This is a genomic window from Myxacorys chilensis, assembly GCF_059505265.1.
On sequence record NZ_JCACKG010000089.1, the window covers coordinates 1 to 14,428 of the forward strand.

Consider the following 14,428-nt stretch of genomic DNA (forward strand, 5'->3'; position numbering starts at 1 on the left):
AGCTTCACCTCCTTGACTTACTTGTACTGATTTCTCGGACTTTTGCAAGAAGTCTAATGCACAAACTAAGCTCACATCTGCCAATTTGCTGCTCAATCAGATGCAGTCGAATCGCTCGCACTTGCTTCACATCCCACATTCTACCTCGCAAAAAGTGATGCAATCCTTGCCCGTTCTTCAATCCGTTTAGTTTGGCGATGTTTGGTGGCGTTTTGCGGGGTAACTCACTCACAATCCCCGCAGCCACTTGAAACATTCGTACAACCGCACATCCTCAAAAGTCGAGCGGTACAGCAAGCAATACTCGTCAATGAAGCCAACGGTGGCAACGGGTTGTCGAGAAATCATGCTTTCACTTTGAACACAGCTACCCCTAGCTTAATTTCTTCTCTATAGTGACAAATGAGGGTTAACTGTCCGCAGTCTTGGGTCAGGACGCGGAAGATCACGTTGCCTTGGAGACGCCCTGTCAAGCGAGATGGCAGAATGGGAGACCCATCAGATACACAAGCATGGGAGGTGCCATGTCTAGCGGAAGGGAGTTAATCACCGCTCGAAGCAGCACACCTCCGAACACCTCCGAGAAAGTGACCGACAACGGCATAGCCATCAGCTTTCGCTAACAGCGAGATGCGTTCTCGTAGACAAGCAACAATGGAATCGACACTTTCAGACGGAGCTGAGTAACTGAACGTGGTTGTCTTCGCGCCCGCTTGTCGAAGACGACTCATTAGCAACCAGCCGGAGATAGGAGATCGTCCCATGCTAGGAACGAACAGCACGATCAGGGGCCTCCTTTGGGAGCTAGCATTCCGTTGAGTGGCTGCATAGCCGACCCCATGACCGCAGGGCTGTTTCAAAGTCAGAGTAGAAAAACTAAACTCAGCAGTGTTGTAACCCAACTTCAATCAAGCTCATGGGATTGAAGTTGAGTAGCTTGTAGTCTCTAAGGTTACATAAGACAGTTGTGGGTAATTTTTTGTTCTGCTTTGAAAATTTTTGTATATTTAGCTGTCTAGATTGAATCGGATACTCAATACTAAATTTATCTCAACCCAGTCTCAAAGCTTTTGAGGAGACGATGAAAAATCGCTTTAGTTAGTTGCTTACTTAAACGGCGTCTCTGTACTCAGGTTTGACTGTTAAGCTATAGAGTTCTTTGGAGTAGCGCTTAAAGCCTCTTCCTTATACGATCATAATTCACATACGATCATAATTCACCTGTTGAGCAGTTTACTTCATACTTCTGTAGGTTTCTTATGCTCAATAAGCTTGTTAAACGTTTACTCGTAGTGAGTATCATTATCTTTTTAATGTCGTTGACGACAGTTGTGATTAAGCCTATGGAGGCTCAAATAGGGACTCAGAACTCAGTTAAACCTCCCAAAACTACATCCAATGAGTCAACTTGTACTCCAAGGAGTGATAAAACGGATGTAAAATTACCTTCATCGTATGATAGGAGAAATACTTACCCAGCCCTGATTATGCTGCCCGTTACTGGTGGAACGCCTAATGACTATTTTCAGGGAGCTTTTGCTGAACAATACAGCGTGCGAATTAAAAACCCTTTTATCGTCGTTCTATTTGATATACAAGGCAGCAGGAACGACTGGGATCCTGGTAAAAATTTTTATCCCGCGATTGAGCGATGCGAGAAGTTTGTCAAAAGCAATCTTGCCGGCCTGATTTCTAAATACAGTATTGATCCATCTCGAATCGTTCTAGGAGGTTCTTCCTTAGGAGGAGATCTGAGCTGGGCGTTGAGTTTGAGAAATCCAGCTCTCTTCCAATCTGGAACTATTGTCCTTAACAGTCAGAGTACCTACCGAGATGAGGTAGCTATGCGTCAGTTAGTTGCTAATAAGTCACGTTTCTTTATGCTTGCGAATGAAGTAGATGAGGATAAGAGACTTCCAGAGATACGTCGTGCCGTAGATGAACTAGCTAAATATGGTGTGGATCATCGATTTGAAATCATATCTGACGCCAACTATACAGAAATGTTGATGCGAGGGGTGGATTACGTCCTATTCAACAAAGATTTTTCGCCCCGACTTTCAGAAACGCCTTCCAAGGTTGAACCTACTTAGATTATGACCACGGAGCTTGCGAGAGACCGATAGAGTAAAAATGTCTCAAGGTTATTCTAACCAATGTATGTTGTTTATTTAAACTGAGCTAAGTCTCGTAAACCGCTAGTGTAGGAGTTTCGCAGGAATGCCCTCAAGTCAAAGGTTGACTACTCTAGAAGAAACGTTGGACTCACTATATGAAACCCTTGGCGAAGCTCAGAAACGTCTAGCATTTGCCAACGATGTTTTTGAGAAAAATTCGATCAAGCAACGGATTCGTAAAGAAGTATTACCAGAGATTCGCGAACGAGAAGCAGATTACTGGAAGCTTTTAACCCAAGAGTCCAATTCGTGGGCAATTGACGATGACGATGCTAGCAACGCAATTATTGAGGTTATTCAAACTGTTGAAAGTATTGAGCAAAACAATACAAATCAATGTTCCGATCAAGTCATTCAACTTTTGACTGATATTCAAAGTAAGTTGAATGAATCAGGAAAATCTTCTAGTGCCAAGCTAAAAGCGGCAATTCCTCTACTGCCACCTTTTGTCTCCTATGAAATGGAACTTGAAACACAGGGACTCCTGCAGCAATTGTTCCCGACTTTTAGTCGTCTGCTGAGGAAAGTTAAAAAAAAGTAATTGACCTCGATGTGGGCTGTCCATATCGAGGTTTATTACCTTTTGAGGAGAAGGATACAGAGTTTTTCTTTGGACGAGATCGCTTTCTTTACGGTGGAGAAGGATCTAAGTCGGGACTGATTAAAGCAGTCCAAACGCAACCACTAGTAGTTGTAATTGGGCCATCTGGAAGTGGAAAATCTTCTGTTGTTTCTGCTGGTCTTATCCCTCAATTGCGAACAGAAGGAATTTGGTTAATCGATTCTTTCCGGCCTAAAAATCAGCCATTTGAACAACTTGCTGCTGTTTTAGTACCATTGCTTGAACCTGGGTTGGATAGAATTCAGCAACTTGAGCGGGAAATAGACCTAGCGAGTATGATGCGGAGAAGTTTAACCCTATCAAAAGCTGCATCAAAAATTTTAGAGGCTAATTCCGGGAAACAGCGACTATTGCTAGTAATCGATCAATTTGAGGAGATTTACACATCTTGTTCAAGCGAGAAGCAAAGTCGTCAATTCATTGATTTATTGCTAGATGCAGTTAGTGTAGGTAACTTGACATTAGTACTGACTTTACGAGCAGATTTTTACGGGCATGTTCTTTCATATCCCCGGTTTGGGAATGCGCTACAACAATTCACACCACAATCTCTCAGTTCAATGAATCGAGAAGAACTGCAATCTTCTATAGAAAAGCCTCTTAAAAAGTCAGGTGTACTGCTAGAACCGGGACTAACTCAACGCATTTTAGACGATGTAGGTGAAGAACCTGGAAATTTACCCTTATTAGAATTCGCTCTAGCTGAGCTGTGGAACAAACGACAAAATGAAAAGTTGACTCATCGTGCGTATGACGAGATTGGAGGAGTTAAAAAATCAATAGCTAACCATGCAGAAAAAGTTTACGAGCAGCTTGACGAGCTTCAAAAGAAGCAGGTTGAATACATTTTCACACAGTTAGTATATCCGAGACAAGGGATAGAAAGTATCCGTAGAGTAGCAACTCGTTCAGAAATAGGGGATGAAAACTGGAACTTAGTAAATTATCTGACTAACTATAGAGAAAACTCAACGGGCCACAATTCAAGGCTTCTAGTGACAGGATGGGATGAAAGAAAAAAAACAGACATTGTTGAGATTGTTCATGAAGCATTGATTCGAGAATGGAAAGATTTGCAAAATTGGATTTCTCGTGACCATGTGTTCCGTACTTGGCAAGAATTCCTGAGAAATTCTATACAGATCTGGGAGAATGAAAAACGAGATAAAAGCGCTTTATTAAGAGGCAAACTTTTGCGAGAGTCTGAGAAATGGTTAAAGCAGAAGTTTAATAGTATTAGCCCTTTAGAGAAAGAGTTTATTCAAAGGAGTAGGCAAAAAGAGAGGTTAACTCGACATGGGATTGTCACTCTTGTACTTACCCTTTTTAGTCTGTTGATAATTGCTCAAAGAGAATATGCTGAAAGTCATTTCCAGGAGCAGTTTTCTGCTGTTCTTATTGGAAGTTCTGCTAATCCAAATCAAATTCCTGTATTACAAAAGGCACTTCAGAGAGCAAATCAAAGAGCTATAGACAAAGATATTGTCGCAGCTATTGAAATTTACAAAAATATTTTAAGAGCTGCTCAAAACTTTGAATCAGCATCTAGAGCAAAGGGAAACAAGTTGCAGAGTAGTAATTTGAGGGAGCTTGAAAAAGTTCGAGAGACTGCTGAAACATTGTTGGCAGATGTTATCAGGGATAACTATACCTCAAAACTAAAAGAACAGTTAAGTAAAGGCCAATTTGGTGTGTTGCAGAAAGATGCCAAACTAGACCAGTTTGAAAATCAGTTTACTGATTCACTAAAAACTACTTACACAATCTTAATGCGCCAACCCGGTTTGGGTGCAGATAAGAATAGAAATGGACGCTTAGATTTAGATGAAATAATCTTTTTGCCTTGTAAGGTTCTGGAAGATATAGAAATATCATGGCGTAGCGCGACTAAAGGTAACTGTGGCTTTTATGGAACAAATATTTATGAGGCTCCGAATTGTAAGGATCTCTCGAAAGAGACCCTCTCATTTATCCTATTTGATCCAATAGATGGGATAGAAACCCGCATCAGGCAATGTCCAAGGATTAAAAGCTTCAACCCATGAAGACTATTTTCATTGTTAAAATACTTAAAGCATTACTTCAAAATTTACTTAAACGAACTACGGCTCCTAAACTTTTTAGGCAAGGAGTAGTCATTCTATTTGCTGCCTCATTAGCATTAGCATTAGGTGTTCAAGGTTATGCTGGAATACCTGATGCCGCTGTTATTAAAGGATTTAATGGCAGCGGAGAGCATTTTTGGATACGTCGCACGGCTAATTCACGAAAAGAGCTTATTACAGAAATTCCAAACATTGATAGTGGTAACGGACGGATTAACCGTCAGGGTGAACTTTCGGTACCGACAGATGGAGAAGCATCAGCATCTCTATATTTCGTCGGCAGGGAGAATTACGATGGGCTTGTTGTGCAAACCAGGCCAATGCCGAGCGATGATCGGACATCGAGCAGATACACTTTTCCTTGTAGATTTCAGGGAGCATATATAATTGCTTGGAGAGCTAACAGTCAAAGTAGATCTTGCGACCCAGAGAGTGGAGGAATTCAAATAGTTACAGATCCAGGAAAAGTGCTTTCTTACTTAAAAAATTCTAGTGAAGTATTGGTCGGTTTTAAGAATAAGCAAAATTCTTCTCAAGGAAGTATTGAACGTTTAACGATTGATCCTGGGCAAGAGCAAACTGTGATTCGGACTAGTGTTGATGGAACTACTAGTGTAGTTGAGTACATAGAAAAATGTGTTGTTGTTAGGACAGAACCAAAGTCTCCAAGTATAACATCGGGGCCTCAACGGATAGTGCCGGGAGATTCGACCAGCCGATGTAGTAAAGAACCTAAGAATACAACCTCAGATGTTGTAAGCATTGAAGTTCTTGAGGGTACTATCATTGCTAAATCAAAGGAAAAACCAGAAGGGGAAGTAGTTAAAAAGGGTCAAAAATATTCTTATCCAGAAAGAGTTTTTAGCCCTATAGATGCCAACTCAGAAGCTAATTCATGTAAAATGCTAAGGTTTCTCAATGCTGCCTACTGGTCATCCCCTGCGACTCCAAAATCGATTTCTGACGGTATAGCCGAACAATTAAAGCAACACCGAGAGGCATTAGGCGTATCTGGTCGTCCTCCTGATAATCTCTCTGAACTGGAGCGAGACATTTTTGTCGAGATGAATAGTGTACGTAATAATCCTGCTGCTTACGCAGACCTTTTGGAGAAGCAAAAGCAGTTCTTTCGCAGTAATTATTTAACCCTTCCAGCCGAGCCCTTTGACTTCAATAAAAGGGGTAGTGCTGTGGATAAAACTATATCCTTTCTTCGTTCACAAAAGCCTCTACCTCCTTTTAGTATCTCTAGAGGTATGTCTGGAGCGAATCAGGACCATGTAACGAGTCAAGGCAAAAGTGGTAAAAGTTTCGGACATGCAGGTGACGATTCCATTGGTACTGGGGAAAGATTGAAACGCCACGGTTCTGTTGGATGCCCTAGATACGATGAAGATGAATATGAGAATATTATCTACTTTGAACCTTCAGATCGAGGAGCTGTTTCTAAGAGTCAGGCTCTTGTTATGGAAATGTTAATCGACTACAGACCGCGCCGAACAGGAAATCAAGACAATCTCTTCAACCGAGACTTCCAGGTCGTAGGAGTCGCTTGTGGTTCTCATAGTAACTTTCTTCATGAAATGTGCGTTGTTACCTATGCTGAAGGGTATTTAGAGAAAAGCTAAAGCACAAGTTCATCAGAAGGCGTTGCTGAATAGCGGTATGACTTCGCAAAATTTCAAACGAATTCTCAACCCTCTCGATCATCGATTCATAGCTTGAATCAGCAACGCCCATCAGAAGCCACTGAATCTTATCGAGTTCAATGCACGAACTTGAGAGTGGCAATCGCCATCGCTACCGCGCTTCTGGGCATGACGATTGATTGCTCAAACACTAATAACTAGAGCATGAAATAGTGAACACTCTACCGGGCTGCATAAGCAACGTGTTTTTCACGGAAAAAGCGTTGTACAACATCTGGTTGACGTTGCCGACGATGTAAATGACGACGAACGTTCTCAATCATTTCAACCTTGATTTTTGCTCGTTTCCGCCCCACAGCATTTGCCTTGACATCATGATTGAACAACTCATCGGGGTTGAGTTCTGGACTGTAAGACGGCAACAAAACATGCGAATCCGATCAGCATGTTGCTCTAACCAGCGATTGACTTTCGCCGAAAAATGCACCGGATGCTTGTCCACAATCAAAAACACCTTTTGGGGAATCTGGCGAATCAAGCGACGCAAAAAGTCCAGCATCACGTCGCTATTGAAGTTTTGAGTGAACAACTTGAAGTACAGCGTTCCGTGATTGGTCAACGTTGAGATCAGATTGCAGCGAAACCGCTGCCCCGTGGTTCCCAGCACGGGGCAGCGGTTTCGCTTGCCATAGGAGCGTCCGATTTGGTCATCCGCCCGTAGTCCCATCTTGTCGCCCCAATGAATCTCGGCTCCCTCCTGCTTCGCCAGTTTGACCATGGCTGAATAATCAACTTCTAACCACTGTTTGACCGCTTTCGGGTCTTGCTCATAAGCCCGTCGCAATGGTTTTTGGGGAGTCAGCCCCCACCGCTTGAGACAGCGTCCGACTGTCCATACCGATACCGATATGCCATAACGTTGCTCTAGCAGTTGCCCTACACTCTCTCGAGTTCACAGTGCAAAGGGTAAGCCCAATTGATCAGGACACTTCTTCGTGAACAAACGCATGGTCGTCGCCGCTTCGTGCGGTGCTAAGCGTGACGAGTGACGTCGCCCTCGCTTTTTCGCCTTCAAAGCTTTAGCACCTTGTTCATCGACCGCTTTTATCTAGTGGTGCACGACGGTGCGCGAAACTTGGAAGAGCCGAGCCGCTTCTGATTTACTCATGCCATTTTCTATCGCATTGACGACTCGATAGCGCAGGGCCTCTTGAGCTTCGGCAGGTAAGTGGCGAGCATCTTTCAGTTTCATGGCTTCTGCTGAATTGGCTACTCTCCTATGTTGACACTCTCCTATGTTGACTATTTGTCGCTCGGAGTAGTATTTAGGAAATAACCCTTTTTTGCTACCCCTAACCGCTTTAGAATGGACAGCCGTGCTTTCTAGACGGTCATATTGATATGAAAATCAGCTGAACTCCGTCTGGGCTGGCTTTTCCTGCCTTTGCCCTCTCATGATCGCTGTACCATACACTGGGAGTTCTCAAACGGATATTGAGATGAGCAACGTCAGACCGCCCCTGCAAAGTCTGGATGAACAGGTCGAATCAAGAGTTCAAGCCATTCGGGCTGACCGGGACTGGTGGCCCTGTCGCCGGGGGTGCGACTATTGCTGTCGTCACCTTGCCCAGGCTCCCAACCTGAGCCCGGCAGAATGGGAACGAGTGGATGCCGCGGTGGCAGCTCTTCCCATTCCCATTCAAGCGATGGTTCAGCAGAGGATTGAGGCGCTGCTGGAGCAAGTTGTTGAGCAGGGACCCGGTTCGACAGTGGTGTGCCCGTATCTCGACGAGCAGGAGGGGGCCTGTCGGATTTATGACTCCCGTCCACTCGCCTGTCGGACGTACGGCTTCTTCGTGACCCGTGACCATAACCAGTACTGTGAGCAGATCGAGACCGAGGTGAACAATCGTCGAGAGGAGGCAATCGTGTGGGGCAATGCAGAGGCGATTCGTCATGACCTTAACCGGATGAGTGGCATACCTATCCCCTTTGAACAGCACTACGACCATTGACTCGGCATCGATTCGTAACAATATTGCCGCAAAAGAATAGGTGGCTTTCCTTGTTATCTATCTCCAAGTACGGCTCCGTCAGAGGTTGGTGACTTTGTAAAGCCTCAGTGTAGATGTGACAATTACAATTTGAGTCGTTTGCAAGGATCGAAAAGATTGTCAGTATAATCTCTAACAATAAATTACGACCTTGACAATGAAGCGGATTTGCCATTCCTGCCATTGGAATCGATCCCTCTGAGTCTTTTACCGTTCCTGTAATGATTACGATGCCCCAAAATTCGCCCTCACCGAAAACGATTCTTTTCCTGGCAGCGAATCCCAAAAGTACAACTCCATTGCGGTTGGATGAAGAACTGCGAGAGATTGAAGCCGGGCTGCAACGATCGCGACATCGGGATCAATTCAGTCTCGAACAACGGTGGGCAGTTTCCCCAACCGACATGCAGCGAGCCGTCTCGGAACTCAGTCCCCAGATTGTGCATTTTTCTGGACATGGGGTGGGGGCAGGGGGACTAGCGCTCGAAAGTGAAGACGGGACGGTGCAGTTAGTTCAAGGTCAGGCTTTAGCCAAGCTATTTCGGCTCTGTGTTGCCCCCTACACGGATTGCCCCGTGGAATGCGTGGTCCTCAATGCGTGTTATTCCGAAGAGCAAGCGAATGCGATCGCTCAGCATATCTCCTACGTGATCGGGATGAGCCAAGCCGTGGGCGATCAAGCGGCGCGGAAATTTGCCGTGGGATTTTATGATGCACTGGGAGCTGGTAAATCCATTCCTGTTGCCTATGAATTTGGGTGTGCCAGCATCAGCATGGCAGGGATTTCGGAGGACCTCACCCCCAGACTGATCACCCCACAGATTTACCCGACTCCAGGTTCAGCGACACTACCAACCAACCCGGCAACGAATCCTCCGTTAGATCCTACTGATGCGCGTAAACTAACTCCTGTCATTGCCCCACCCCAAGCGACGCCATCTCCGTCTCCTACGCCCCCGATGCCACCGCTGAGATTTGAGATGCCAGAAGGGAGCGTTAGTTTAGATTCACCGTTTTATGTGGAGCGACCCCCGATCGAGCGGGATTGCTACGACACGATCTGCCGAGCGGGCGCTTTGATTCGGATTAAAGCCCCACGGCAAATGGGAAAATCTTCCTTAATGCAGCGAGTGCTGGCTCATGGCAAACAGGCCGGGTATCGTACCGCCTATATCAACTTCCAATCCGCGGATGAAGAATTTCTCAACAGTATTGATTTATTTCTGCAATGGTTTTGTGCCAGCATCAGCAATGAATTGGGTTTGGATGAACGATTAGAGGACTATTGGAAAGGGGTATTGGGCAGTAAAAATAAATGCACCAATTATTTTCAACGCTATCTACTGAAGACGATTACAGAACCATTAACGCTAGGACTGGATGAAGTCGATCAGGTCTTTCAACATCCCAATATTGCCCAGGAGTTTTTTGGGTTGCTGCGAGCGTGGCATGAGAAAGGCAAGAACGAACCCATTTGGCAAAAGTTACGGTTGATCATTGTGCATTCTAAGGAGGTCTACATTCCGCTCAATATCAACCAGTCTCCCTTTAACGTGGGCTTGCCGATTGAGTTGCCAGAACTAACAGAGCCACAGGTGTTGGAGTTGATCGCAAGGCATGGCTTGAATTGGTCGACCGCAGAAGTCGCTCAATTGATGAATGTGGTGGATGGGCATCCCTATCTGCTGCGCAAAGCGTTGTATGAAATCGCGCGGGGCAATCTGACTCTGGAACGCGTGGTGCAGGTAGCTCCGACGGAGGAAGGGTTGTTTGGGGATCATCTACGACGACATTTGCTGAACTTAGAGGCGGATGCGGAGTTAGCGGCAGCAATGCGGCAAGTGATCGCTTCGAACCAAGCAGTGCGGCTAGAACCAACCGAAGCCTTTAAGCTGCGGAGTATGGGGCTAGTGGCACTGCGGGGAAATGATGTGGAGCCGCTCTGTAACCTGTATCGCACCTATTTTCGCGATCGCTTGGAAGTGGGCACATGAATCAGGGGTATCAAGTTGGCGGCAGTTTACCAATCGACACACCGACTTACGTGCAGCGCCAGGCGGATACGGAGCTCTATGAGTTGTTGAAGCAGGGCGAGTTTTGTTATGTGTTGACCCCGCGTCAGATGGGCAAGTCGAGTTTGCGGGTGCAGGTGATGGCGCGGTTACAGGCGGCGGGCTTTGCCTGTGCAGCGATCGACCTGACGGCGATCGGCACGGCGGAGATTACCGCTGAGGAATGGTATGCCGGAATGATTGATAGCGTCGTCAATGCCTTGCATCTCTACGATCGATTTGACCTAGAGGCTTGGTGGCAGAAGCATCATTTACTCTCCCCCGTCCAGCGATTGGGAAAGTTTGGAGGATCGGTATTGCCCAGTTTGGTGGCTGAGCCCACGATTATTTTTGTCGATGAGATCGATAGTGCGTTGAGCTTGCCGTTTAGCTGCGATGATTTCTTTGCGCTGATTCGGGAGAGCTATAACCGTCGCGCCGATCAGCCAGAGTCTTGGCAGTTGACGTTTGCGCTGTTTGGAGTTTCGACGCCTTCGGAGTTGATTGCTGATCCGCAGCGGACGCCGTTCAATATTGGTAAGGGAATTGAGCTGCGGGGCTTTGCGCTGGAGGAAGTGCAGCCATTGGCAGCAGGATTAGCCGGGTTACCTTTGCCGCCTCAAGCCATTTTGAGTGCAGTGCTGGATTGGACAGGGGGACAACCCTTTTTAACACAGAAGCTGTGTCAGCTGATTGCCCAGAAAGGGGAGGATATTCCGAATGCAGAAGTGACAGACTATATTGCCGCTCTAGTGAATACTTATGTGATTGATCGTTGGCTTCAGCAAGATACTCCGGAGCATCTCAAAACGATTCAGGATCGCATTCTTAGTAGTGCTCAAAGTCAGCAGCTACTCTCACTCTACAGCGAAATATTGCAAGGTCGCTTGGTAAGAGTCGGGAGCACGAGAGAGAAGATTGAATTGTGGTTGTCGGGCTTGGTGGTGGAGCGCGATCGCTGTTTGCAGGTCGCTAATCGGATTTATAGAGCGATCTTTACCACGGAATGGGTGGCCCAGCAGCAGGCGTTGACGACAAGACAAGCGCAGGATTGGGTCGGGGGTGGGCCAGGGCAGGAGCAAGCCGTGCTGCAACGGAATCGCGAGGTCGATCGCAAGTTGGCGCAGGCGCAGCGATTGTTTTATGCCAGTTTGGTGGTGTTTGTGTTGTCGGGGTTGATGTTGGGCGGGGCGATCTGGATGGTTTCTCAGCCGGGCGATCCGCCTATGATGCGGCGGCGATAAATTTTGGGTTGTTCTGTGTTCTAGTTTGGTAACTGTGATGGCGAGCGAGTCCTCTTCCACTCCCTATTTCTATAAACTCGGTGGTGCGCTGGAAGTTGATGCACTGAGTTATGTCCAGCGACAGGCGGATGAAGAGTTTTATCAAGGGCTAAAGGCGGGAGAGTTCTGCTATGTGCTGAATGCCAGGCAGATGGGGAAGTCCAGCTTGCAATCACGGACGCGGCAACGGCTGGAGGCGGACGGGATTCGCTGTGCCATGGTAGATATTACGGCGATCGGGACGACGGAAAGTACAGCGGTGGAGTGGTATGCCGGCATGATCGATTCGCTGGTAAATAGTTTTGAGTTGTATCTCCAGTTTGATTTGAATGAGTGGTGGGAAAGTTTGCCGTTGTTATCGCCGGTGCAGCGGTTCAGTAAGTTTTTGGAGTCGGTGTTGTTGCGAGCAGTCCCAGAACCGATCGTCATTTTTGTCGACGAAATTGATAGTGTACGGAGTTTGCCGTTTGATGCAGATGACTTTTTTGCCGTAATTCGGAGTGTTTACAACCAGCGATCAACGGAGCCGATCTATCGGCGGTTGACGTTTGCGTTGATTGGGGCGGCAACGCCAGTGGATTTGATTCGGGATATGCAGCGAACGCCGTTTAATGTGGGACGGGCGATCGAGTTGGCAGGGTTTCGGTTGGATGAGGCAAAACCTTTGCAGGCGGGGCTGGGCGACGCGCAGGATACGATTGCGGAGATTCTGAATTGGACGGGGGGACAGCCCTTTTTGACGCAAAAGCTCTGTGCGCTGGTGCGACAGGCGGTGGGGCAAGGGGTCAGGAAGCCTGTGGAAAATCGCGCGGCTTGGGTAGCGCAGGTGGTGCAGGAGCGGATTGTGGAGAATTGGGAAGGCAAGGACGACCCGGTGCACCTGCGGACGATTCGGGGCCGGGTGCTGGAGCGGGGGGAAGCTCAAGCGGGGCGGCTATTGGGGTTGTATCAGCAGGTGCTGGAGCGGAAGGATGGACTGGAGGGGGATAATTCAACGGAGCAGACGCAGTTGCAACTGTCCGGGTTGGTAGTGAAGCGGGATGGGCAATTGCGGGTGTATAACCGGATTTATGAGCAAGTGTTTGATCTCGCTTGGGTGAATGCGGAATTAGCGAAGTTGCGTCCGGCTTACTACAGCGTGGCAATCTCTGAATGGCTCAAGTCTGAGGGGAAGGACAAGTCACGGTTGCTGCGGGGGGAAGCACTGCGGGAGGCGATCTCTTGGTCGGAAGGGAAGCAACTGAGCGATGAGGATGCGCGGTTTGTGCGAGCCAGTCAGGAAGTGGATCGGCAGGAGGTGGAGCAGCAGTTGGCGGCGAAAGCGGCGGCGAATCAAATCCTGGAAGCGGCGCGAGAACAAGCAGAGACGAATCTGAAGACGGCGAATCAGCAGCTGGTGCAGGTGCAAGAGGAGGTGCAGCAGACGAAGATTGAGGCCGAGATCGTGAAGCGAAAGTCCGATCGGCGGAATTTAATCAGTTTGGTGGGAATGGGAGTGGCGATCGCGGTTGCCGGAATTGCAGTACCGAGTTCGTTTCGGGCGGAGAGCGAACGGAAGACCGCTGAAACAGGAATGCAGAATGCGAGGAAACAGAAGGATGAGTTAGTTATCCAGAGCGAGCAGCTAAATGCCAGACTGAACCAAACGCAAGAGAAGGAAAAAGCAGCCCAGAAGAAAGCACAAGTAGCGCAGACGCAATACCGGCAGGCCCAACAGAAAGAGAAGGAGGCAGGCGCACAGGCGGCAAAAGCATCACAGCAGGCACAGGCAGCGCAGCAGCAGTTTGTGGTGGCACAGCAGCAGGCAAGTGAGGCAAAAGCCAGTCTAGAACAGGTGAATCAGGACAAGAAACAGGCAGAGCAAGCCAGGAAGCAAGCGATTCAGGCCCAGCAGCAGGCTGAGAGACAAAGGCTACAGGCGCAAGCAAAAGCTGAGGAAGCAAGGAAAGCACAGCAAGTTGCAGTGGAGCAGCGAGAGATTGTGCAGAAAGGGATTGAACTAGAACGCAAAGGAGTGGCACTGCTGCGGCTTCCTGCCTATCAGTATCGCAGTAGTGATAAGTTGATTGCGGCATTAGAGTTGGGACGTGGTGTGAAAGCGCTGCTGCAAAAAGGAGCAACTTCAAAAAGTATTAATACTTATCCTGCAATTAGCCCTCTCATGGCACTGAGAGTTGCAGTTAATTCTGTGATGCAGCAGGCCCAATTCCAGGGCAACTCTAGCTTCAGCCCAGATGGCAAGCAAGTCCTCACCGGGGATGACACCACGAGTCGGCTGTATGACCTGTCGGGTAAGCAGCTCGCCCAATTCCAGGGCGGCTATTCACGCTTCAGCCCAGATGGCAAGCAAATCGCGACTGGGGATGACACCACGAGTCGGCTGTATGACCTGTCGGGTAATAAACTTGCTGGATTTGAGGGTAGCACTCCCAGCTTCAGCCCAGATGGCAAGCAAATCGCGACTGGGGATGACACCACGAGTCGGCT

Annotated in this window: 10 protein-coding genes and 2 pseudogenes; 8 read left to right on the forward strand and 4 right to left on the reverse strand. The window is 47.6% G+C overall.

All coding sequences use genetic code 11. The features are described from left to right. Nucleotides 1-55: 55 nt before the first annotated feature. Nucleotides 56-348 (reverse strand): annotated as a pseudogene (locus AC5JLB_RS05620) (IS701 family transposase); the annotation flags it as partial. A 194-nt stretch (nucleotides 349-542) separates the two neighbouring features. Next, complete coding sequence (locus AC5JLB_RS05625) at nucleotides 543-782, reverse strand: lipase family protein (RefSeq protein WP_495872866.1); 240 nt, start codon at nucleotides 780-782, stop codon at nucleotides 543-545. A 477-nt stretch (nucleotides 783-1,259) separates the two neighbouring features. Between AC5JLB_RS05625 and AC5JLB_RS05630 the strand changes: the two genes are divergently transcribed. The 4 genes from AC5JLB_RS05630 to AC5JLB_RS05645 all read left to right on the forward strand — a co-directional run bounded on the left by AC5JLB_RS05630 (nucleotide 1,260) and on the right by AC5JLB_RS05645 (nucleotide 6,532). Continuing rightward, nucleotides 1,260-2,093, forward strand: a complete 834-nt coding sequence (locus AC5JLB_RS05630) for an alpha/beta hydrolase-fold protein (RefSeq protein WP_495872867.1) — start codon at nucleotides 1,260-1,262, stop codon at nucleotides 2,091-2,093. A 127-nt stretch (nucleotides 2,094-2,220) separates the two neighbouring features. Then, nucleotides 2,221-2,718 carry a hypothetical protein gene (locus AC5JLB_RS05635; RefSeq protein WP_495872868.1) on the forward strand — a complete coding sequence of 166 codons (498 nt, stop codon included), beginning with the start codon at nucleotides 2,221-2,223 and terminating at the stop codon, nucleotides 2,716-2,718. Between the two features lie 11 nt (nucleotides 2,719-2,729). Further along, on the forward strand, nucleotides 2,730-4,844 hold the full coding sequence (locus AC5JLB_RS05640; protein ID WP_495872869.1) for an nSTAND1 domain-containing NTPase: 2,115 nt from the start codon (nucleotides 2,730-2,732) through the stop codon (nucleotides 4,842-4,844). Next, complete coding sequence (locus AC5JLB_RS05645; RefSeq protein ID WP_495872870.1) at nucleotides 4,841-6,532, forward strand: CAP domain-containing protein; 1,692 nt, start codon at nucleotides 4,841-4,843, stop codon at nucleotides 6,530-6,532. The genes AC5JLB_RS05640 and AC5JLB_RS05645 overlap by 4 nt, the downstream gene beginning before the upstream one ends. 340 nt (nucleotides 6,533-6,872) lie before the next feature. On the opposite strand, the pseudogene AC5JLB_RS05650 reads toward AC5JLB_RS05645, so the two are convergent. Continuing rightward, nucleotides 6,873-7,493: pseudogene (locus AC5JLB_RS05650) on the reverse strand (IS630 family transposase); the annotation flags it as partial. Between the two features lie 168 nt (nucleotides 7,494-7,661). Next, nucleotides 7,662-7,805 carry a hypothetical protein gene (locus AC5JLB_RS05655; RefSeq protein WP_495872871.1) on the reverse strand — a complete coding sequence of 48 codons (144 nt, stop codon included), beginning with the start codon at nucleotides 7,803-7,805 and terminating at the stop codon, nucleotides 7,662-7,664. Between the two features lie 247 nt (nucleotides 7,806-8,052). Here AC5JLB_RS05655 and AC5JLB_RS05660 point away from each other — a divergent pair, with 247 nt between their 5' ends. The 4 genes from AC5JLB_RS05660 to AC5JLB_RS05675 form a co-directional block, all read left to right on the forward strand. Further along, nucleotides 8,053-8,568 carry a YkgJ family cysteine cluster protein gene (locus AC5JLB_RS05660; RefSeq protein WP_495872872.1) on the forward strand — a complete coding sequence of 172 codons (516 nt, stop codon included), beginning with the start codon at nucleotides 8,053-8,055 and terminating at the stop codon, nucleotides 8,566-8,568. Between the two features lie 269 nt (nucleotides 8,569-8,837). Continuing rightward, nucleotides 8,838-10,601 carry an AAA-like domain-containing protein gene (locus AC5JLB_RS05665; protein WP_495872873.1) on the forward strand — a complete coding sequence of 588 codons (1,764 nt, stop codon included), beginning with the start codon at nucleotides 8,838-8,840 and terminating at the stop codon, nucleotides 10,599-10,601. Continuing rightward, nucleotides 10,598-11,902 carry an AAA-like domain-containing protein gene (locus AC5JLB_RS05670; protein ID WP_495872874.1) on the forward strand — a complete coding sequence of 435 codons (1,305 nt, stop codon included), beginning with the start codon at nucleotides 10,598-10,600 and terminating at the stop codon, nucleotides 11,900-11,902. Before AC5JLB_RS05665 ends, AC5JLB_RS05670 begins: the two co-directional genes overlap by 4 nt. A 37-nt stretch (nucleotides 11,903-11,939) precedes the next feature. Continuing rightward, a partial coding sequence (locus AC5JLB_RS05675) for an AAA-like domain-containing protein (RefSeq protein ID WP_495872875.1) occupies nucleotides 11,940-14,428 on the forward strand: 2,489 nt, incomplete at its 3' end.

Excerpts from the sequence above, each read along its gene's own strand:
- AC5JLB_RS05630 (WP_495872867.1), top strand. The coding sequence starts at position 1,260 with ATGCTCAATAAGCTTGTTAAACGTTTACTCGTAGTGAGTATCATTATC.
- AC5JLB_RS05645 (WP_495872870.1), top strand. The coding sequence starts at position 4,841 with ATGAAGACTATTTTCATTGTTAAAATACTTAAAGCATTACTTCAAAAT.
- AC5JLB_RS05655 (WP_495872871.1), bottom strand. The coding sequence starts at position 7,805 with ATGAAACTGAAAGATGCTCGCCACTTACCTGCCGAAGCTCAAGAGGCC.
- AC5JLB_RS05670 (WP_495872874.1), top strand. The coding sequence starts at position 10,598 with ATGAATCAGGGGTATCAAGTTGGCGGCAGTTTACCAATCGACACACCG.
- AC5JLB_RS05635 (WP_495872868.1), top strand. The coding sequence starts at position 2,221 with ATGCCCTCAAGTCAAAGGTTGACTACTCTAGAAGAAACGTTGGACTCA.
- AC5JLB_RS05665 (WP_495872873.1), top strand. The coding sequence starts at position 8,838 with ATGCCCCAAAATTCGCCCTCACCGAAAACGATTCTTTTCCTGGCAGCG.
- AC5JLB_RS05660 (WP_495872872.1), top strand. The coding sequence starts at position 8,053 with ATGAGCAACGTCAGACCGCCCCTGCAAAGTCTGGATGAACAGGTCGAA.